The organism is Pontibacter saemangeumensis (genome assembly GCF_039541895.1).
GTDB lineage: Bacteria > Bacteroidota > Bacteroidia > Cytophagales > Hymenobacteraceae > Pontibacter > Pontibacter saemangeumensis.
Window position 1 is genome coordinate 345,579 of sequence record NZ_BAABHC010000002.1, and the last position, 21,223, is coordinate 366,801.

Consider the following 21,223-nt stretch of genomic DNA (forward strand, 5'->3'; position numbering starts at 1 on the left):
TATGGCAGCCATAATATGGTCAAAGGTTGATTTATAGCATAGAGCCTTTTAAGAGTGTAGCTTATATATAAGGGGCCTGACTGAGAAGGCTATAAACAAAAGGGCCACTTGTTTTTACGACAGGTGGCCCTTTTGTTTATGATCATGTTCTTATCAACCGGTCATCAGGGCGCCGGGAGACTGTTCCTGCCTTCTTGTCTGCACCAGCCGGGAAAGTGTCTGGCGTGCCTCCTCGCAGGTATCGACGTGGTATTTGGCAACCGAATACGAATTGCCCACTTTGATGGTATAGGCTTCGCGCGGCATGGCTTTGAAAATATCCTCATCTCCCCAGTCATCACCGATAGCCATTACAAACTTATGCGGGAACTTGCTCAGCCAGTAGCTGGATGCTTTTCCTTTGTTAATTTCCTGGGCCTTGATCTCCACAGCCATCTGCCCATCCAGCACCTGAAGGTTACTGTTTGAGGCGATAAAATTAAGATGGTTTACCAACTCGCGGGCGCGCATTTCGCCGAGTCCGGTTTCTACGCGGCGGTAATGCCACACCAGTGAGTACTCTTTTTCCTCGATAAAAGAAGCGGGCGTACGGTCAACGTACAGATCCAGGATCAGGCGGATGTCTTTCTTCCAGTCATCCAGGAGGCTCAGCATCGTTTGCCAACCGGTACCGCGCTGCTTGATCCACACGCCATGCTCCGCTATGATATCGATGTTCAGGTGACCAAGCCAATCCTGCATCGTCGCTTTTTCACGGCTGCTCACCACCACCACCCTGTTCTTGGAGTTCTTGCTGAGTCTTTCCAGTAAATCCATCAGCTCATCATCCGGGCGTGCCATCAGCGGCCGGTTGCGGTAATCTACCAGGGCACCGTCGTACTCCAGGAAGAACAGGCGGGAACTGGCCGAGTCATAGGCATCGTTCATTTCCATAATCGTCGCCTCATCGAGATAAGATGTAGCCAACGACATCTGCTTGATCTTAACATAAGACAGGCGATCCATAAACATACTCACCCAGTGGTGAATGTTATACCGCTGCAGCGACTCCTGCATGGTGGTCATGTGGGCGATCTGCTCCTCTTCCGGCATCGTGAGCGCAGTATACAATGCCTGCACCATCTGGTTTATATCATTCGGGTTTATGATCAGCGCATCAGACAGTTCCTTAGAGGCCCCTGCCATTTCACTTAATATCAGGACACCCTTTTTGTCTGACTTGCTCGCCACATATTCCTTACACACCAGGTTCATACCATCCCGCATCGGTGTCACGAGGGCCACATCGGCCATACGGTAGAAGGCAGAGAGCGTCTCAAGCGGATAAGAGCGGTAGAAGTACTGTATCGGGTTCCAGCTGATCCGGCTGTAGCTACCATTGATGCGGCCCACCAATTCATCCACCTCCTCTTTCAGCTCCTTGTATTTCTCCACCGCATCACGGCTTGGCACCACCAGCATCAGCAGCGTCACCTTCTCATGAAACTCCGGGTACTTCTGTAGAAACAGCTCAAAGGCCTTCAGGCGCTGGGCAATGCCCTTGGAATAGTCAAGCCTGTCGATCGATAGGATAACTTTCTCAGCATTCAGATTGCCCCTGTATATCTGCTCCCGCTTCTTAACTTCATCCAGGTCGGCTGTTTTGCTGTACTTTTCATAGTCGATCCCCATCGGGAAAGAGTCGACAAGCAGCGAGCGGCTGTTGGTGTTGATCCAGCCGTGCATGCTGCCGTATCCCACCAGCCGGTTAACCGAGCTCAGGAAGTGGCGCATGTCGTCATAGGTATGGAAGCCCACCAGGTCAGAACCCAACATCCCCTCCAGCAGTTCTTTTCGCCATGGCAGCAGGCGGAACACTTCGTACGAAGGGAAAGGGATGTGCTGAAAGAAACCGATCGTGCTGTTAGGCAGCTTCGCACGCAGCATAGAAGGCAGCAGCAGCAGCTGGTAGTCATGCACCCAGATCGTGTCTTCCGGCCCGGCCTGCTCCACCACCGCATCGCAGTACTTCTGGTTCACTTCCACATATGTCTCCCAAAGCTGCTGGTTATACACAGCATACTGGCTGAAATAGTGAAAAGTAGGCCAGAGCGTCTCGTTGCTAAAGCCTTCGTAAAACTCCTTCACCTCGCTTTCCGTCAGGAAAACGGGCTGCATGCTTTCAGGCCGCAGGCCCTCCCTGATGCGCTGCTGAACCTTAGCATCCTCCACCACCAAACCAGGCCATCCAATCCAGAGATTGTCTCCTTGTTTGTAAATGGAGCCAAGGCCCGTGGCCAGTCCCCCTTCGCTTGTTTTGTATTCAAGCTCACCCTCCTTCTCTTGCAGTTTTACAGGAAGCCTGTTCGATACAATGATCAGTTTTGCCATGTGTTATGGATGTTTTTTGTCGGCTTTTTTCAATAGCGCTTTGGGTGCGATCACGCCACCTACTGAGCCCATCTATTTGCCTCTGTTTAAATTCAGGTTGGGAACAATAACCTATTTTATCATACGCAGAACAAAGCATTTACGTTCTGGGAATATATAAAAATAGCTATAATCAAATCAGTATCAAAGGTTTTTATGTCCTGTATGACCAAATCAAAACCTGAATCCGCCTTCTGCAGTAAGTTGTGTTTAAAACCCCCATATCGCCTCGCTCCTTGTTACCAACTGTTAAATTTATCAGAATATTTATTGAATCCAAATGGAGAAGCTAACAGCTTACGTGCACCAGCTCGACGATCTTGCCATAGGGCTCACCATCTTAACGGCCGCCGCGCTGGCGGGCATAGTTGTCAAGTACATCATTTTCTGGCTGCTGCATATATATAACCGACACGACAACCCGTACCTGGTCCGTTCCCTGACGGAGAACCTCAACAGGCCCCTGGCTTTTTTTATCCCGCTGCTTTTTGTGTCCATATCCCTGCCGGGCCTGCCCTTCTCTGAGCAGCGGGTGGAGATTCTGCGGCGCATTACCGAGATCCTGGATATCATCGCGTTTGCCTGGATCCTGGTGAAGTTGACTGACGTGGCCCGTGACCTGGTACGGCACCAGTACGCCATCGATAAGACAGACAACATCCGGGAACGGAAGCTGTTCACGCAGCTTACGTTCATGAAGCGGCTGGCGGTCACGATCATTATATTCATCGCCACAGCGCTTATCCTGCTCAGCTTTGATGCTGTCCGGAAGCTCGGGACCGGCTTGCTGACCTCAGCCGGTGTAGCCGGTATTGTGGTGGGTTTTGCCGCGCAGCGCTCCATCGCCAACCTGCTGGCGGGTCTGCAACTGGCTTTTACCCAGCCCATCCGCATCGACGATGTGCTGGTGGTGGAGGGAGAGTTCGGGCGTGTGGAGGAAATAACCATGACTTACGTCGTGCTCAGGCTCTGGGATAACCGGCGCCTGATCCTGCCGCTCAACTATTTTATCGAAAAGCCTTTCCAGAACTGGACGCGCACCGGCTCCGATATCCTGGCGACTGTTTATCTCTACACCGACTATACCGTGCCTGTGGATGCGGTCCGCAACGAGTTAAACCGTATCTTAGCGGGCACAGATTTATGGGACAAGCGCGTGTCTGGGCTTCAGGTGACGGACTCAAAGGAGCGGACGCTGGAGCTGCGTGCGCTGATGAGCGCCAACAGCTCCGGCATTGCCTGGGATCTGCGCTGCCTGGTGCGCGAGAAGCTGGTCTTGTTCATTCAGCAAAACTATCCGGGCGCGCTTCCTAAAACGCGGTCTGAGTTTGTAGGAGAAAATATACCAGCCATTGCCGAGGTTTCCTAGCCGGCTGTTGGTTAAAAGGCCCCTGCTGCTCAACCCTTACCGAATTACATGGATATTTTTGAAGGAATAGATCAAAACATCGTAAACTGGGTAATTATACCCGCCCTTATTTTCCTGGCCCGCATCTGCGACGTTACGCTGGGGACCCTCCGGATTGTTTTCATATCGAAAGGCGACAAGGTGATCGCCCCCCTGCTCGGTTTCCTGGAAGTGCTCATCTGGCTGATAGCCATCACGCAGGTAATGGAGAACCTGAGCAACGTGGTTTCTTACCTGGCGTGGGCAGGCGGTTTTGCCACAGGTAATTTCCTGGGTCTGCGTGTTGAGCAGAAACTGGCGCTGGGGCAGGTGGTGGTGCGGGTAATCACTGTCGAGCCTGCCGATAACCTGGTGGAGCGGCTGAAAGGCCGCGGCTACCGCCTGACCTGTGTGGATGCGCGCGGCACGCGCGGCAAGGTAAACCTCCTGTTCATGATTGTCAAAAGAAAGAAAATGGAAGAGGTGATCGGGATCATCCGGAGTTTTAATCCGCAGGCCTTTTATTCCATCGAGGATGTGCGCTCAGTGTCGGAGGGGGATATACACGAGAGCCGAACGAAAGGGCAAAACGGCCTGCGCAAACTGATCCCGCTGCGAAAAGGAAAATGAGCCTTTGGGCAGTGAGAACTTTCAGCCAAAGATCAGAATGCACTGCATAACAGTCAAACAGATTAACATATTATTCCCCATATAAAAGGGGCAGCGTGCTGTATAAAACACGCTGCCCCTTTATGCTTGAAGTCAAATCCGGTATATAGCTGTCCCTTAGATCTGCAGCTTGAAGTATACCACCGCCAGTGGGGGCAACTTCAATGTGATGGAATATTCGCGCCCATGGAATGCCTCCTGCACCGACTGGATAGGATCCAGGTTATGCTGGTCGCTGCCTCCGTAGCGGCTATCATCCGAATTGAACACCTGCACCCACTGCCCCGCTAACGGTACACCAAGCCGGTAATGCTCATGCATGGCCGGTGTAAAGTTACAAACCACCAGCAACACATCGCCCGGGTTCTCACCTTTGCGCAGGAAGCTGATGACGCTGTTATGGGCGTCGTTGTAGTCTATCCACTCAAAGCCGCGCTGGTCGAAGCTATAGGCATATAAAGCAGGCTCCTTCTTATATATGGCGTTGAGTTCACGGAGCTCTTCCTGTATGCCATGGTGGTAACCGTATTGCAGCAGGTGCCACTCCAGGCTTGTATCGTGGTTCCACTCGCTGCTCTGGGCGATCTCCGCGCCCATAAACAGCAGCTTTGCACCGGGGTGCGCATACATATAGGCATACAGGGTGCGCATGTTGGCAAAACGCTGCCACTCATCACCAGGCATTTTCTGCAGAAGCGACCCTTTCCCGTGCACTACCTCATCGTGCGACAGTGGCAGCATAAACTTCTCAGAGAAGGCGTACATCATGCTGAAGGTGATCTCACCCTGGTGGTACCTGCGGTAGATGGGGTCTTTGGAGAAGTAGTCGAGCGTATCATGCATCCAGCCCATCATCCACTTCATATCAAAGCCAAGCCCTCCGTGTTCCACTGATGCGGTGACACCTGGCCAGGCCGTAGACTCCTCCGCAATGGTTTTGACATCCGGGAAGCGCTCGCGAACGGCTTGGTTGAAGTCCCTTAGCAACGAGAGAGCCTCCAGGTTTTCGCGGCCTCCGTGCTCATTCTGTATCCACTCCCCTTCTTTTCGGCTGTAGTCCAGGTACAGCATGGAGGCAACAGCATCCACGCGCAGGCCATCCGCATGATACTTATCTAACCAGAACAAGGCGTTGCTGATGAGGAAAGAGCGTACCTCGCTGCGGCCGTAGTTGAAGATATAGCTGTTCCAGTCGGGGTGATAACCCTTACGCGGGTCAGCGTGCTCGTAGAGGTGCGTACCGTCGAAATAGGAAAGCCCATGCTCATCAGACGGGAAGTGCGACGGCACCCAATCCAGGATGACGCCGATGCCGTGCTGGTGCAGCGCATCGATCAGGTACATCAGGTCCTGCGGGGAGCCAAAGCTGCTGGAGGGCGCAAAGTACCCCGTTACTTGGTATCCCCAGGAACCTGCAAACGGATGGTACATGATCGGCATCAGCTCCACATGCGTAAATCCCATTTGCTGCATATAGACGGGAAGTACCTCAGCCAGCTCGCGGAATGTCAGCGAGCGGTTCTGCTCCTCAACCTTGCGGCGCCAGGACCCGAGGTGCAGTTCGTACACGCTGTACGGCTGCGCCTGGTCTTTCATGCTCATGCGGCGCTCCAGCCACTGCTCGTCTTTCCAGTCGTACTGCAGTTCGGTTACCACAGAGGCCGTCTGCGGTGCCTCTTCGCGGCAAAAGGCGAACGGGTCGCTTTTCTCGACGTGGTACAGGTGGTACCTCGACTTGATGTGGTATTTATATAACATACCGGTGGGCACATCCGCAATAAAGCCTTCCCATATACCGGAGCTGTCTAAGCGCAGGTACAACTGGTGGCTCTCGCGGCTCCAGCTGTTGAAGTCACCCATCACCGATACCTGTTCGGCATTCGGGGCCCAGACGGCGAAATAGGTTCCACGCCTGCCCTCATGCTCAATGGGGTGCGAGCCCAGCTTCTCATATAAAGTAAAATGCTTTCCTTCTTTGAACAGGTAAATGTCAAAATCAGTAAAACGGGTAGCAACTTGTACTGCCGTGCCCGCGCCCGTTTGCTCTTGTTGCGGCGGCGCGACTTCAGGGGATGCCTGTGCCTGTGATTGAGCTAATTCAGCAGGAGCTCCTGCAGTTGTTTCTGTCATTTGCCCTGTTGTTTTGCCACGTCCTTTAGGCTTCAGCACGATCCGCTCCTGCACCATGTCGGAGGAGGCGATCGGCACGACAATGCCTTCAGACGAAGATGTGTCCGTTTTAGATTTGCGGGCCCTTGCGGGTGCTTTGGGAGCGGCCCCGGCTTCCGTTTTCTTAGGCCTGCCGCGCTTAGAGCCCTGGGAAACGGCTCCCTCTTCGCCAGAGGCAAGACCGGTTACTGGGGAGCCCATTTCAGCCGCGGGGGCATCAGCTTTCTTTTTTCTGCCCTGCGGTGTAGCTGGCTGTGTCGCCCCCTCTCCTGGTGTAGCCTCTCCGGCAGCAGTTGCCGCAGTCTTTCGGCCCCTTCCGGGCTTGATGGCTTTGCTTGTCATTCCCTGACCTGCATCTTGCTGGCCGGTTGCTTGCGTTATATCAGTGGTCTCGGTGGTTGTGCTTTCTTTCTTCTTAGCCATTCTTATACTTTTTCATGATGTATTTGATGCCTCTGATGGGGATGAGCACCCAATCCGGACGATTATTTAATTCATACCCGAGTTCATAGATCGCTTTCTCCAACAAGAAGGTGTGGATCAGTATCTCGAGATCTGCCTCTTTAGCGGGCACTATGCCGGAGCCATTAATTTTGCCCAGGTAGCTGTGCATAAAGAAGCCGCTGGCGTACTGGTACCATTGCTCGGCCCACGCCTCCAGGTACTCTACATCCTCCCGTCGTAGCCCTTCCTGCTGTATCAGGGCGCTGTAGGCAGCGTAATGGAACGAGCGGATCATGCCTGCCACATCCCGTAGCGCGGAGCGCTTCAGGCGGCGCTCACTGAATGAGCGGGCGGGTTCCCCCTCGAAATCGATGATGTAGAAGTCCTTGCCGGTAAAGAGCACCTGGCCTAAGTGATAGTCGCCGTGTGTCCTGATCTTCAGGGTTTCGATTTTATGGGAGAAGATCATTTTCAGGCGCTCCAGCACTTCTTCGCGCATCTGCAGCACTTCCTCGGCCTCGTCCCGGACGCTATCGGGCAGGTTTGGCAGGTGCTTTTTCAGGCTGTCGAAGTTACTGCGCACCAGCGAGGTGAGCGATGAGTACAGCGAGCGCTGGTAGTGAAGCGAGAACTCTTCCGGCACAAAGTCCTTCTCATCGTTTATACTGCCGAGTGCCAGGTGCATCTCCGCGGTGCGCAGGCCCAGGAGTTCTACACGCTCCACATGGGCGCCCCCAATCTGCATCTGCACCTCCTCCGGGATATCCGAGAAGGGCTGCGGGCTGGTCAGTGAGCTCGTGGCCTGCTTCACCTTCACGCGGTCAGTCTGTGTCATCACGCGCTCATACAGGCGCTTGAGCGAATCGCCTATATAGCTCCAGGCGTCCCCCTGGTTTGGTACCAGTTCCTGCAGCATCACAAGCACCATCGGCTGCTTGCCATCCTCGTGCTGCTCCAGCGCACCCAGGAAACGCGGCACGTTGGCAAAGCCGACTTTATCAGTCAGCATCTGCACAACCTCCACATCCGGGTTCACGGTTCTGTCTAATTTGCGGTACACCTTCAGGAAGAGCGAATTATTATACACGATTGAGGTATTGCTTTGCTCTGCCGAAAGGATTTTAGACGTAAAAGCGCCCTCTGCTCCGCGTATTTCGGCGGCCACGCTGCGGTTACTGTACCCGATCAGCTCGGCCCCATCCTGGCGCACATGCTTCTTCTTCACCATCATCTGCAGCAGCGTCTGCCGGAACTCCTCGCTGAAGAGGGCATCATACAGCACCCCTTCCTTTCCATCAATGGATACCCGGGAGATAATGCTGCTCGGCGAATGGTCGCGCAGTTCCTGCTCCTGCTCCCCGGTGGCAAAGCCTACCGGCAGTTGGTACAGTTCGGGCAGGCCTTCGTTATAGCTCACCTCGATAAACAAAAGCGAGGCCCCTGTTTTACCCAGGGGAAGTGGCATGTTGTTTACCACCTGCATGCGCTGCACCGTGCGCGCCTTGCCGCCGAACCAGCGCCGCTGGAACACATACGGCGGCAGTACGCGCGCCTCCAGTTCCTTCAGGGTTTTGGCATCCAGGGGTGCCCTCAGGGTGCTTAACTGCACCGCTTTCTTCTGCCCGTCCTGCGTCTGCGCAACCTCCTGCGGCTGAAGTTCCATCCAGTAGTAACCATGCCCGCTGATCGTAAACAGGTAGTCGCTGTCTTTGATGCTCGGGAATTTGTTCTTGCTGAACACTTCCACCGGAGTATAGCCTTTGTAGTCGTGCAGGTCCAGCTCTACCGCCTCGGGGAAGCGTGATAGGTTGGCGATCACCAGGATTGTCTCGTTTTCGTACTGCCGCACAAAAGCCAGCACCTTGGAGTTGTTCGGCGACAGGAACTTGATCGTTCCCCGACCGAAGGCCTTGTAGCGCTTGCGCATGTTGATCGTGCGGCGCATCCACCAAAGCAATGAATTGGAATTGTGGTTCTGCGTCTCTACGTTGATCGACTCATATTTATATTCCGGGTCGATGATAACGGGCAGGTACAGCCGCTGCGGATTGGAGGTGGAGAAGCCGGCATTGCGGTCCTCGTTCCACTGCATAGGCGTGCGCACCCCATCCCGGTCCCCGAGGTAGTAGTTGTCACCCATCCCGATCTCATCGCCATAATACACCACCGGCGTTCCGCGCATCGAGAAGAGCAGCACGTTCATCAGCTCGATCTTGTTGCGGTCGTTGCCCAGAAGCGGGGCCAGGCGGTGCCGTATCCCCAGGTTGATGCGCGCCATGGGGTCCTTGGTATATACCTTGTACATATAGTCGCGCTCCTCGTCAGTTACCATCTCCAGTGTCAGCTCATCATGGTTTCGCAGGAACATGGCCCACTGGCAGCTTTCCGGTATCTCCGGAGTCTGGTTGTAGATGTCGATGATGGGGTAGCGATCCTCCATCTTCACCGACATAAACAGGCGCGGCATAATGGGGAAGTGGTAGTTCATGTGGCACTCGTCGCCGTTGCCGAAATAAGCGGCAGAGTCTTCCGGCCACATATTGGCCTCGGCCAGCAACAGCTTGCCTTGGTGCTTGCTATCCACATAGGCGCGCAGCTTCTTGAGGAAGTCGTGTGTCTCGGGCAGGTTCTCGCTGTTGGTCCCTTCGCGCTCGAACAGATACGGCACCGCATCCAGCCGGAAGCCATCCACCCCCAGGTCAAACCAGTAGTCGAGCACCTTGAACACCTCTTTCTGCACATCCGGGTTGTCATAGTTCAGGTCGGGCTGGTGCGAGAAGAACCGGTGCCAGAAATACTGCTTCGCCACCGGGTCCCAGGTCCAGTTGCTCTGCTCGGTATCGGTGAAGATAATGCGCACGTCCTTGTATTTGGTCGGGTCATCGCTCCACACATAAAAATCCCTGTGTCTCGAACCGATCTTGGCGTTCCTGGCGCGCTGGAACCACGGGTGCTGGTCAGAAGTGTGGTTGATGACAAGCTCAGTGATAACCTTCAGACCGCGGCGATGGGCTTCTTTTACAAAAAGCTTGAAGTCCTGCATATTGCCGTACGAGGGATTGATGCTGTAGTAATCAGCGATATCGTAGCCGTCGTCGCGGAGAGGTGATGGGTAAAAAGGCAAGAGCCATATGGCCGTAACGCCTAAGTCTTCCAGGTAATCAAGCTTCTGCATCAGACCCTTAAAGTCGCCGATGCCGTCGCCGTTCCCATCTTTGAAAGCCTTGATGTGCAGCTCATATATGATGGCATCTTTGTACCAATGGATGTTGTCGTCTAACAGGAATTTTTCTTCTGCCATAGTTGTGGTCAAGTTTCTCTTTTAGGTTTGGTATTTGGGGGTCCGATCAGCTCTTACTGTTCATGGCCTGGATCGACTTCTTCGATGCGCAGCACATGCACCGGCATCTCACGCGGACGAAGTTCGACATAATTCCACTCATCTGTCCAGGTGTACTTGCGCTCCGACAGCAGGTCCTGCACCACGTACTGGCCCGGGCCCATGTTCAGCTCAGAAAGGGGCACGCGCACCCATCCGGCGTGTGTCGTGTAGGGGTCCAGGTTCACAACCACCACTATCCTGTTTTTGAAGTCGCTGCTCCACTTGGCATAGCACAGGAGAGCCGGGTTGTCAGTATCGCCGAAGGCGATGTTCCAGGTGGTCTGCAGGGCCGGGTTCACTTTCCGAATGCGGTTGATCAGTGTGATCACCTCGCGAATCTTCGTGAGCCTTCCCCAGTCCCAGTGTTTTATCTCGTATTTCTCTGAATCGAGGTACTCCTCTTTGCCGGGTACCGGCGTGGCAATACCGAATTCATATACCGGGCCGTACAACCCGTAGTTAGAAGACATGGTGGCCGCCATCACCAGGCGGGTGATATGGGCCGCCTCGCCTCCATCCTGCAACACAGGGGGATTGATGTCCGGGGTGTTGGGCCAGAAATTCGGACGGAAGTAATCGCGCATCTCCGTCTGCGTCAGCTCCTGCATATACTCTTTCAACTCGGCAGGCGTGTGGCGCCACGTATAGTAGGTATAGGATTGCGTGAAACCGAGCTTAGCCAGGCGCTCCATCACGCGGGGACGAGTGAAGGCCTCTGCCAGGAAGATCACCTCCGGATGGCTCTTGTGTATATCCTCGATCACCCACTCCCAGAACGAAAAGGCCTTGGTGTGTGGGTTATCCACCCTAAAAATAACGACTCCCTGGTCGATCCAGTGCTGCAGCACCCGCCTCATTTCCGTCCACAGGTTCTGCCAGTCTTCCGTCTCGAAGTTTACAGGCAACACATCCTGGTATTTCTTGGGGGGGTTTTCGGCATATTGCACGGTGCCGTCCGGCCGCCACTTAAACCATTGCGGGTGCTCTTTCACATAGGGGTGGTCCGGGGAACACTGGATGGCAAAATCAAGCGCCACCTCAATACCCAGGTCCTTCGCTTGCTGCACAAAGTTCCTGAAATCATCAAGCGTGCCCAGTTCAGGCAGAATGGCATCGTGGCCACCCTCGGCGGCGCCGATCGCCCACGGCGACCCGGGCTCGCCCGGCTGTGAGGCAGGATTGTTGTTTTTCCCTTTTCTGAAGGCTTGCCCGATCGGGTGGATGGGTGGCAGGTATATGGTATCGAATCCCATTTCGGCAATGCGTGGGAGCAGCCGTTCACAGTCTTTGAAGGTCCCGTGATGGCCGGCCAACTGCGCCGCTGACCTTGGGAAGAATTCGTACCAGGCGCTGAAGAGCGCTTTCTGCCGCTCAACGTCCAGTTTCAGCCGCTTGTCGTAGGTAGTCACGTGCTGGCGCTCGCCACTGTTGTTCATCAGGTCAGTCACTTCGTGGCCGGTGGCAATTGCCACCGCATCGGCGGCAGAGTGGTTGTTGCCTATCTGGTAGGCCAGGCTGCGCAGGTGCCCCTGCTCGCTTTCCGTTGCAGTGGCGGCGTTTGCCTCTATCAGCTGTGCCCCGATCTGCAGTTCCACCGTCACGTCCTGGTTTGCCTCAAACTTCTTTTTCAGGCCTTTTTGCCAGGTGTAAAAATGATCCACCCACCCTTCAATTGTATATTCATATCGCCCCATTGCCTCGGGGGTAAAAGTAACCTGCCAGCGATCGTTCCCCAGGAACTTCATCGGCAAGGCTGTCCAGTTTTCAGATTCTGAGTTGCTGGTGTTGCGGTATATAAGTTGTGCTTTCACTTCATCGTGGCCATCGCCGAAAACATCGGCTGTCACGGTCATCTCCTCTCCTACTACCCGCTTGGCGGGGAATCTCCCGCAGTTTATTTCTGGTTTTACATTCTCAATTACGACGCGTTTTGTTCCTTCGAGTTGTTCCATGTAGTAGTTCTTCTTTGTCTCCTGTAGTTACTGTGCTCGGATAAATAGGTTGCGGACAATATTCTATAATTGCTAATATGCCCCGTAACCGCACGATTACCCGTAGTTAAAGGAGACATTTATTAGTATCACAATATCTGCTTATTCACTAAAAATACACAACCTTACGCTGAAGAAGCAAGTTAATACGTGCTGTGAAAAACTGTATATTTATGTAACATTTATATGTCAATTGTTAGAAAGATAGGAGCACATTACCAGGCCGGGAGAGGAACAACCTTCACTGTTTGGGCGCCTAAAGCGAGTCAGGTGGAATTGGCATTGCAGAGTCCCGCTACAAAAAAGATCCCCCTGCAGCGGGAAGCCTTCGGTTACTGGACGGCCCTCGAGGAGGAAGCCGGCCCCGGCACCCGCTATATGTACACCCTGAACGGTGAAAAAGACCGGCCGGACCCTGCCTCCCAGTCTCAGCCGGACGGTGTGCACGCCGCATCCGCCGTAACAGACCACGGCAGCTTCCCCTGGGCGGATCAGCAATGGGAAGGCCTGCCGCTGGAGCAGTTGATCATATATGAGTTGCATGTCGGCACGTTCAGCGGAGAAGGCACTTTTGACGGGGTGCGAAAGCAGCTGCCGGAGCTGAAGGAACTGGGCATTACCGCCATTGAGATCATGCCCGTCGCCGAGTTCCCGGGTGGCCGCAACTGGGGCTACGACGGCGTCTTCCCATTTGCCGCCCAGAGCACGTACGGCGGGCCGGAAGCCCTGAAGGAACTGGTGAATGCCTGCCATGCCCATGGAATAGCAGTGGTGCTGGACGTGGTATACAACCATATGGGGCCCGAGGGGAACTACCTGAACGAGTACGGCCACTACTTTACCCACAGGTACAACACTCCCTGGGGCGATGCGCTGAACTTTGACGATGCCCACTCCGACAATGTCCGCAACTTCTTTTACCAGAACGCGCTGATGTGGCTGCGCGACTTTCACATCGACGCCCTTCGCCTGGATGCCGTGCATGCCATATATGACACCGGCGCCAGGCACTTCCTGCAGGAACTGCGGGAGCACGTAACCCAACTGGAGGAGCAGGAAGGGCGAAAGTACCTGCTGATAGCGGAGAGCGACCAAAGCGATGTGCGCCTGATCAACCCCATCAATCAGGGGGGATATGGACTGGATGCCCAGTGGTTCGACGACTACCACCACGTCATCCATACCCTCGTGACCGGAGAACGGGACGGCTATTTTGAGGACTACGGCAAACCGGAGCAGCTGCAAAAGGCCCTGGAGCACACGTTTGTGTACAATGGCCTTTACTCCGAGCACAGGAAGAAGACCCTGGGCACCGATGCGACTGACAACCCGGCCAGCCAGTTTGTCGTCTGCTCCCAAAACCACGACCAGGTCGGTAACCGGATGCTGGGCGAGCGCCTTAGCCAGTTGGTGTCCTTTGAAATGCTGAAAGCTGTCGCCGGGCTGGTGCTGCTATCGCCGTATGTGCCCATGCTGTTTATGGGCGAGGAATATGGCGAAGAAAATCCCTTCCTCTATTTCGTGAGCCACACCGACAAGGAACTGGTAGAGGCGGTGCGGCGCGGAAGGAAAGAAGAATTTTCGTACTTTGCATCGAAAGGCGTAGCGCCGGACCCGCAAAGCGAGGATACGTACCTGCGTTCCAGGCTGCAGCGGAGCTACATGACCAACGAGAAGCAGGGCAAATTAAGGGAGTTTTACAAAGAGCTCATCCGGTTGCGCAAAACATCCCCCGCCCTGGCCCGTCCGGATAAGCCGTATATGCAGGTAAAGCTGGAGGAGGAGAAGCTCGTGCTGCACCTGATCCATACTGGTCAGGAACCGCACCTCTACTGCCTGTTTAACATAAGTAACCAAACACAGCAAGCGACGCTGCTGCCTGCAGCAGCGGGAACGTGGAAGCCTGTGCTGCACTCTGCTGACACCGCCTGGGGTGGCCCCGGTGCAGAAATGCCTCATTCGCTTCAGGCGGGAAAGTCTTACACCCTGCCGGCAGCAGCCTTTATCATCCTTGAACAAGAAACTAAATGAACAAGTACATTTGTATACACGGGCACTTTTACCAGCCCCCCCGCGAGAACCCCTGGCTGAATGATGTAGAACTGCAGGAATCCGCCTCCCCTTATCACGACTGGAACGAGCGGATAACGGACGAGTGCTATGCCCGCAACTCTGCCTCCCGAATTTTGGGCGAGCAAGGAAAAATAGTCGACATCATCAACAACTACGCCCGCATCAGCTTCAACTTCGGCCCTACGTTGTTGGAGTGGATGAAGAAGAAGGAGCCGGAGACTTACCAAGCCATACTGGAGGCTGACAAAGAGAGCCTGGAAAGGTTTTCGGGTCATGGCTCTGCGATGGCGCAGGTATACAACCACATCATTATGCCGCTCGCTAATGAGCGCGACAAGCATACGCAGGTGATATGGGGGCTATATGATTTCAAGAACCGCTTTGGCCGCGACCCCGAGGGCATGTGGCTCGCCGAGACTGCCGCCGATACTCCTACCCTGGAGGTGCTGGCCGCACACGGCATAAAATTCACGATCCTGTCGCCCTACCAGGCCCGGCGCTACCGAAAGATCGGGGATAAAGACTGGCACCATGCGGAGGGCGCCAACATTAACCCGCGACGCCCTTACCTGTGCAAACTTCCTTCGGGCAACGAGATCGTGCTGTTCTTCTATGACGGGCCGGTGTCGCAGGGGATCGCGTTTGAGAAGCTGCTGGAGCGGGGTGAGGACTTCGCCAACCGCCTGTTGAGCGCGCTGGACACCGACACCCGTGAGCCGCAGCTGATGCACATAGCCACAGACGGCGAAACGTACGGCCACCATCACCGCTTTGGCGAGATGGCCCTCTCCTACGCCCTTAACCATATAGAGGAAACACAGCAGGCGCAGGTAACGGTATATGGCGAGTTTCTGCAGAAATTCCCGCCGCTGTACGAGGCCGAGATCATTGAGGAAACCTCCTGGAGCTGTGCCCACGGCGTGGAGCGCTGGCAGAGCAACTGCGGCTGCAACACGGGCGGCAACGGCGGCTGGGACCAGGAATGGCGCGGGCCGCTGCGGCAGGCATTCGACTGGCTGCGCGACAGGCTCTCGCCGCTATATGAGCAGGAAATGGAGAAACTGGGAGCTAACCCCTGGGAAGCGCGCAACGCGTATATCCAGATAATCATGGATCGTTCTGAGAAAAACGTGGAAGCGTTTATCAAGCGCCACACCTCCTATGAGCTCACCCGGAATGAGAAAGTCCGTTTCCTGAAACTGCTGGAGATGCAGTACCATACCCTGCTGATGTACACCAGTTGCGGCTGGTTCTTCGACGAGGTGACGGGCCTGGAAACCGTGCAGGATATATTCTACGCGGCAAGGGCTATCCAACTGGCAGAGGACCTGAGTAAGCAGGACTACGAAGAAGACTTCGTGCGTTTGCTGGAGCGGGCCAGGAGCAACCACAAGGAGAAGGAAAACGCCGCCAGGGTATATATAAAATCCGTAAAGCCCACGATCATTGACCTGCTGCGCGTGGGTGCCCACTACGCCGTCTCCTCCCTCTTCGCGGACCATGCCCGGAAGCAGGAGCTCTACAGTTACCAGGCCATCTCGCAGGAGTATGAGCTGATGGAGGCCGGCCGGCAGAAACTGGCGGTAGGCCGGGCCAAGGTACGCTCACTTGTAACATGGGAGGAAGAGGTGATCACGTTTGGCGTGCTGCACTTGGGCGATCACCAATTGTTTGGCGGCGTGCGTGAGTTCATGAGCCTGGAGGACTATACCCACCTACGCGACGAGTTGCAAACCGCCTTTGACCGCGGCAATGTCAGTGAAGTGATTATGCTTTTCGACAAGCACTTCGAATCGCACAACTATTCATTCTGGCACTTGTTTAAAGACGATCAGAAGAAGATACTGGACCAGGTGCTGGAGCATGCCATGGAAAACGTGGAGAACAATTTCCAGCAGCTCTACGACAACAACTACCCCCTGATGGCCGCCATTAAAACCCTGGGAATGAAATTGCCCAGGCCTTTGCAAACCACCGTCGAATACATCATCAACACGAAGCTGCTGCGGGAGTTTGGATCGGAACAGCCGGATGTATATGAAATCAAAAGGCTGCTGGACGAGGCAAAGCGCATGAAGGTGAAAATTAATTTTGTCTCACTTGACTTTGCGGCTTCCCAACGGGTGGATCGCCTGATGAAACAGGTGCAGGAACACCCGGACGATCTTGAGAAGATGGAGTTGCTCATCAGCCTCCTGAAAGTGCTGGAGAAGTCGAAGCTGGATGCGGATTACTGGCAGGCGCAGAACATTGCCTTCCGTATGCAGAAAACCGATTACGGAAAATACAAAAAACACAGCGAACAAGGTGATATTGAGGCCGCCCTGTGGCTTGAAAAATTTGACATGCTCTGCTCTAACCTAAATTTGAAAACAAAAAATGGTCTACCTACCTTCAGCCACGTACAGGCTTCAAGTATTCTCTAAATTTACGCTTAAACAGGTGCGGGAGCTGATCCCGTACCTTCACGAACTGGGAATCAGCACCGTGTACGCTGCACCTTTCTTTTGCTCGCGCCCCGGCAGCGAGCATGGCTATGATGTCACCGCCCCCTATGACATCAACCCGGAGGTCGGCACGAAGCAGGAGCTGAAGCAGATAGCCGAGGAGCTGAAAAGCAAAGGGATGGGGTGGCTGCAGGACATCGTGCCCAACCATATGGCCTACCACCCGGCCAATGTTTGGCTGATGGACGTGCTGGAGAAAGGACCGCAGTCTCATTTCTATAATTTCTTCGACATCGACTTTCACCACCCGGACTTCTCCGGACAGGTGATGGTTCCTTTTCTAGGGGACCCGCTGGAGGAGGTGATCAGCCAAAACCAACTGAAGCTCACGCTCAGCGACAAGGGCTTGCAACTCAATTATTACGACAGCGCCTACCCCGTGAGCGTGGCATCTTACAAAACGCTTTTGCAGCAGGCTCAACAGGTGTCGGGGGAGCCGGAGGTGAGCAGCCAGACGCAGCAGTTGCTGAAGGAGTTGCAGGTACTGGAGGCGGAGGAGAGCCTCTCGCCGGCCGCCTGGGGCAATTTCAAGAAAAAGCTTGTTACAAAACCGGAGCTGAAGCAGGCGCTGGAGCAAGTGATAGAAGGCATCAACCAGGACCATTCTAAACTGCCTGCCCTGCTCGGACAGCAGCATTACATCCTTTGCCATTGGCAGGAGACAGAGAAACGAATTAACTTCCGCCGCTTCTTCACGGTCAACGACCTGATCTGCCTGCGCATGGAGTACCCGGAGGTTTTTGAGCAATACCATCAGTTCATCAAGCAGCTCTGTGACCAGGGGCTGCTGCAAGGCCTGCGGGTGGACCACGTGGACGGCCTCTTCGACCCCACCACCTACCTTAAGCGCCTGCGCAAGCTGGCCGGCCCCGAGGCCTATATCGTAGTGGAAAAAATACTCGAGGGCGAAGAGCAACTGCCGGAGCGCTGGCCGATCGAGGGGAACAGCGGCTATGATTTCCTGGCGTGGGTGAGCAATTTATATACCTCCGGTGCAGGCCGCCGCAAACTCACCCAGATCTACAACCGCCTGGTGCCGAACGCGCCCACCGACTACGAGCAGCTGGTGTTCGACAAGAAAATGTTTATCCTGAAAAACCAGATGCAGGGAGAGCTGCAGAACCTGCTTCGCCTGTTGCAGGAGCGCCACCTCATACCGCTGGAGCCGCAGGAGGAGTGGCGGAAAGCGCTGGCAGTGCTGCTGTGCGCCTGGCCCGTCTACTGCATATATGGCAACCGCCTGCCGCTGTCGAAGGATGAGATGGAGGTAGTGGACAGGGGTTTTGACGAGGCGCGCAGGCAGGCACCGGATATGGAGGAACGGTTCCGGCAGCTGCACAACCTGTTCACGCTGCAGCCCGGCGACACGGAGCAGACCATACACGACAAGCTTTACTTTGTGATGCGCAGCCAGCAGTTTACCGGCCCGCTCGCTGCAAAGGGCGTGGAAGACACCACGTTCTATAACTACAACCGCCTCATCTCCCTCAACGAGGTGGGTAACAGCCCGGACATCTTTCACCTGAATGACGACGAGTTCCATGAGCGGATGCTGTACAGGCAGCGCGTGTACCCGCACTCCATCAACGCCACCGCCACCCACGACACCAAGCGCGGGGAGGGTGCCCGTATCCGTTTAAATGTGCTGAGCGAGCTGCCTGAAGAGTGGGAAGCAAAAGTGCAGGAGTGGCTGGAGATCAGCAGGAAACACACCACCAGGATCACCACCAACGACCTCTACTTCTTCTTCCAGACGCTGGTCGGTGTCATGCCGCTGAACGGCGAGGCAGACGAATCGATTGTAGAGCGCCTGCAGGAGTACCTGCAGAAGGCCCTGCGAGAGGCGAAAGGGAAAACTGACTGGGCGAACCCGAATGAGGTATATGAGCAGGCTGAAATGGACCTGGTAAGGCAGCTGCTGCTGGAGGATGAGAGCTTTATGGCCTCCTTCCGGCCATTCCTCCAGCGGGTGTCGCACTACGGCTGGCTATATGCCCTCTGCCAGCCGCTGCTGAAAGTTACCTGCCCCGGGGTCCCGGATATATACCAGGGCACTGAGTTTTGGGACCTGAGCCTGGTGGACCCGGACAACCGTCGCCCCGTGGATTACGACCAGCGCCGGCAGTACCTGCAGGAACTGAAGGCGCAGGAAGAGCAGACAGGCAGCGAAAGCCTGCACCGGCAGCTGCTCCAGAACCCGGCAGAAGGCAAAGTAAAGCTGTACCTGCTCTACAAGGCACTGAACAAGCGCCGCGAGTTGCAGGCGCTGTTCAGCTTCGGGGATTATGTACCACTGCAGGTACAGGGCGTACACAAGCACCACATCCTCGCCTTCGCGCGCCAGCACCAGGGGCAGTGGGCGGTGGTAGCCGTGCCGCTGCACCTGGCCAGCATCATCAGCGAGCTGGAACTGCCGCTTGGCCAGCAGATATGGGAAGACACCTCTATCGTGCTGCCCGAAAGAGCCCCAATGCAATGGCAGCAGGTATTTGGAGGGGAAAGCCTTTCAGCAGACGGCGCTTTACAGATAGCCGACCTCTTTAAAAGTTTCCCAGTAGCATTTTTAACCGCAACAACTGTATGACCATATCAAACCGCAGTGCAGGTCTTTTACTGCACATAACCTCACTCCCCTCGCGTTTCGGTATCGGGGATTTAGGACCGGAAGCCTACCATTTCGCCGACTTGCTGGAGGAGGCAGGGCAATTATACTGGCAAATCCTGCCACTCAACCCAACCGAGGGCGGGTACGGGCATTCGCCCTACAGCAGCCACTCAGCCTTTGCCGGCAATCCGCTGCTCATCAGCCCGGAGCTACTGCTGGAGGATGGGCTGCTGCAGAAGCATGACCTGAAAACTGACATAGAGTTTACAGAGGAGCGGGTGGAATACGATAAAGTGATCGAATTTAAGCTTCAGCTGCTGCAGCAGGTTTTCAATAATTTCAGGGAGAAGGCTGACCCGGAGCTATTGCATAAGTACAGCGCTTTTCAGCGGCAACATCAAACCTGGCTGACCGATTTTGCCCATTTTGCAGCCTTCAAAAAGCGCTTCGACAATAAAAGCTGGGTCGAATGGCCCCACGAGATTAAAAAGCGGGAGAAGCACAGCGTGGAGGCGCTTGCTGAGGAGATGAAAGATGAGGTTGAGTTTGAGAAGCTGCTGCAGTTCCTGTTTTACAGGCAATGGGAAAAGTTGACGTATTACTGCCACAAGAAAGGCATCACCTTTTTCGGGGATATGCCCTTTTACGTGAGCCACGACAGTGCCGACGTGTGGTCGCACCCGAAATATTTTAAGCTGGACGACGAAGGAAATCCGACCGGCGTGTCCGGGGTTCCGCCTGATTTTTTCAGCGAGACGGGGCAATTATGGGGCACCCCCGTGTTTGACTGGGAGGCACTGGCAAAGCACAATTATGACTGGTGGATACGCCGCATCGACCATAACCTGCACGAGTTCGGACTCCTGCGCCTCGACCATTTCCGGGCATTCTCTGCTTATTGGGAGGTTCCTGCCGGGGAAGAAACAGCCGAGAAGGGCGAGTGGAAAAAATCCCCTGGAGCGGAGATTCTCCGGCTTGTGCAGCAAAAGTACCACAAGATGCCGATTATTGCCGAAGACCTGGGCGAAATAGACCAGCCGGTACGCCACCTGATGCAGGAGTTCGATCTGCCGGGAATGCTCGTGCTGCTCTTCGCCTTTGTCTCCGACGAAAAGGCCTTTGAAGGTTCGTTTGTACCCCATAACCATACCCGCAACAGCATTGTGTACACGGGCACGCACGATAACAGCACGGTAGTAGCCTGGTACAAGGAGGCAAGCGAAGGGGACAAAAAAAACCTCAGCGACTATGCTTTCCACGAACTGACTGAGGAGAACGTGCACGAGGTCATGTCGCGCTTAGCACTGGCTTCGGTGGCACAACTGGCGGTGCTCCCGGTGCAGGATGTGCTGGGTTTGGGGAAAGAGGCTACCATGAACAAGCCTTCCACAGCCAATGGGAACTGGGCATGGCGCCTGAAAAAAAACCAGTTTACAAAGGAGCATGCCCGGAAGCTGCAGGAACTCACCAGGCTATATGGCCGTCTCCCGGAGAGAGGGTATTAGCCCACCTTCCTGAGGAATAGCTTGTTATATGCCATGGAAATGTTTATTTTAGAAGCAAAGCCCCATAGCCATCGGCTGTGGG

General features: G+C 54.9%; 10 protein-coding genes. 6 read left to right on the forward strand and 4 right to left on the reverse strand.

Going from position 1 to position 21,223, the window contains the following annotated elements:
• Window positions 1-153 precede the first annotated feature (153 nt).
• Window positions 154-2,370: a bifunctional alpha,alpha-trehalose-phosphate synthase (UDP-forming)/trehalose-phosphatase gene (locus ABD920_RS03005; RefSeq protein ID WP_345156668.1), complete on the reverse strand. Its 2,217-nt coding sequence runs from the start codon at window positions 2,368-2,370 to the stop codon at window positions 154-156.
• 319 nt (window positions 2,371-2,689) lie between these two features.
• Between ABD920_RS03005 and ABD920_RS03010 the strand changes: the two genes are divergently transcribed.
• Window positions 2,690-3,778 (forward strand): mechanosensitive ion channel family protein, encoded by a 1,089-nt coding sequence (locus ABD920_RS03010; RefSeq protein ID WP_345156669.1) that lies wholly within the window; start codon window positions 2,690-2,692, stop codon window positions 3,776-3,778.
• A 48-nt stretch (window positions 3,779-3,826) separates the two neighbouring features.
• Window positions 3,827-4,426: a DUF2179 domain-containing protein gene (locus tag ABD920_RS03015; RefSeq protein WP_345156670.1), complete on the forward strand. Its 600-nt coding sequence runs from the start codon at window positions 3,827-3,829 to the stop codon at window positions 4,424-4,426.
• 156 nt (window positions 4,427-4,582) lie between these two features.
• Here ABD920_RS03015 and glgB read toward each other — a convergent pair whose 3' ends face one another.
• Genes glgB through ABD920_RS03030 form a run of 3 tightly spaced genes read right to left on the reverse strand, consistent with a single transcriptional unit; the run spans window position 4,583 to window position 12,412 of the window.
• Window positions 4,583-7,057 carry a 1,4-alpha-glucan branching protein GlgB gene (gene glgB / locus ABD920_RS03020; RefSeq protein ID WP_345156671.1) on the reverse strand — a complete coding sequence of 825 codons (2,475 nt, stop codon included), beginning with the start codon at window positions 7,055-7,057 and terminating at the stop codon, window positions 4,583-4,585.
• A complete protein-coding gene (gene treS, locus ABD920_RS03025) occupies window positions 7,050-10,379 on the reverse strand; it encodes a maltose alpha-D-glucosyltransferase (protein ID WP_345156673.1) in 3,330 nt (1,109 codons plus the stop codon). The genes glgB and treS overlap by 8 nt, the downstream gene beginning before the upstream one ends.
• Before the next feature lie 53 nt (window positions 10,380-10,432).
• Window positions 10,433-12,412, reverse strand: coding sequence for an alpha-1,4-glucan--maltose-1-phosphate maltosyltransferase (locus tag ABD920_RS03030; protein ID WP_345156675.1), 1,980 nt, complete (start codon window positions 12,410-12,412; stop codon window positions 10,433-10,435).
• Between the two features lie 225 nt (window positions 12,413-12,637).
• On the opposite strand from ABD920_RS03030, the gene treZ reads away from it, so the two are divergent.
• From treZ to malQ, 4 genes are read left to right on the forward strand one after another with little or no spacing between them, the layout of a single operon-like run.
• Window positions 12,638-14,482 (forward strand): malto-oligosyltrehalose trehalohydrolase, encoded by a 1,845-nt coding sequence (gene treZ, locus ABD920_RS03035; RefSeq protein WP_345156676.1) that lies wholly within the window; start codon window positions 12,638-12,640, stop codon window positions 14,480-14,482.
• Window positions 14,479-16,950, forward strand: coding sequence for a DUF3536 domain-containing protein (locus tag ABD920_RS03040; RefSeq protein WP_345156678.1), 2,472 nt, complete (start codon window positions 14,479-14,481; stop codon window positions 16,948-16,950). The genes treZ and ABD920_RS03040 overlap by 4 nt, the downstream gene beginning before the upstream one ends.
• Window positions 16,904-19,615, forward strand: a complete 2,712-nt coding sequence (gene treY / locus ABD920_RS03045) for a malto-oligosyltrehalose synthase (protein ID WP_345156679.1) — start codon at window positions 16,904-16,906, stop codon at window positions 19,613-19,615. Before ABD920_RS03040 ends, treY begins: the two co-directional genes overlap by 47 nt.
• Window positions 19,612-21,141: a 4-alpha-glucanotransferase gene (gene malQ, locus ABD920_RS03050; protein WP_345156681.1), complete on the forward strand. Its 1,530-nt coding sequence runs from the start codon at window positions 19,612-19,614 to the stop codon at window positions 21,139-21,141. Before treY ends, malQ begins: the two co-directional genes overlap by 4 nt.
• The last annotated feature ends 82 nt before the right edge of the window (window positions 21,142-21,223 follow it).

Excerpts from the sequence above, each read along its gene's own strand:
- ABD920_RS03015 (WP_345156670.1), top strand. The coding sequence starts at position 3,827 with ATGGATATTTTTGAAGGAATAGATCAAAACATCGTAAACTGGGTAATT.
- glgB (WP_345156671.1), bottom strand. The coding sequence starts at position 7,057 with ATGGCTAAGAAGAAAGAAAGCACAACCACCGAGACCACTGATATAACG.
- ABD920_RS03010 (WP_345156669.1), top strand. The coding sequence starts at position 2,690 with ATGGAGAAGCTAACAGCTTACGTGCACCAGCTCGACGATCTTGCCATA.
- treS (WP_345156673.1), bottom strand. The coding sequence starts at position 10,379 with ATGGCAGAAGAAAAATTCCTGTTAGACGACAACATCCATTGGTACAAA.
- treZ (WP_345156676.1), top strand. The coding sequence starts at position 12,638 with ATGTCAATTGTTAGAAAGATAGGAGCACATTACCAGGCCGGGAGAGGA.
- treY (WP_345156679.1), top strand. The coding sequence starts at position 16,904 with ATGGTCTACCTACCTTCAGCCACGTACAGGCTTCAAGTATTCTCTAAA.
- malQ (WP_345156681.1), top strand. The coding sequence starts at position 19,612 with ATGACCATATCAAACCGCAGTGCAGGTCTTTTACTGCACATAACCTCA.
- ABD920_RS03005 (WP_345156668.1), bottom strand. The coding sequence starts at position 2,370 with ATGGCAAAACTGATCATTGTATCGAACAGGCTTCCTGTAAAACTGCAA.
- ABD920_RS03030 (WP_345156675.1), bottom strand. The coding sequence starts at position 12,412 with ATGGAACAACTCGAAGGAACAAAACGCGTCGTAATTGAGAATGTAAAA.
- ABD920_RS03040 (WP_345156678.1), top strand. The coding sequence starts at position 14,479 with ATGAACAAGTACATTTGTATACACGGGCACTTTTACCAGCCCCCCCGC.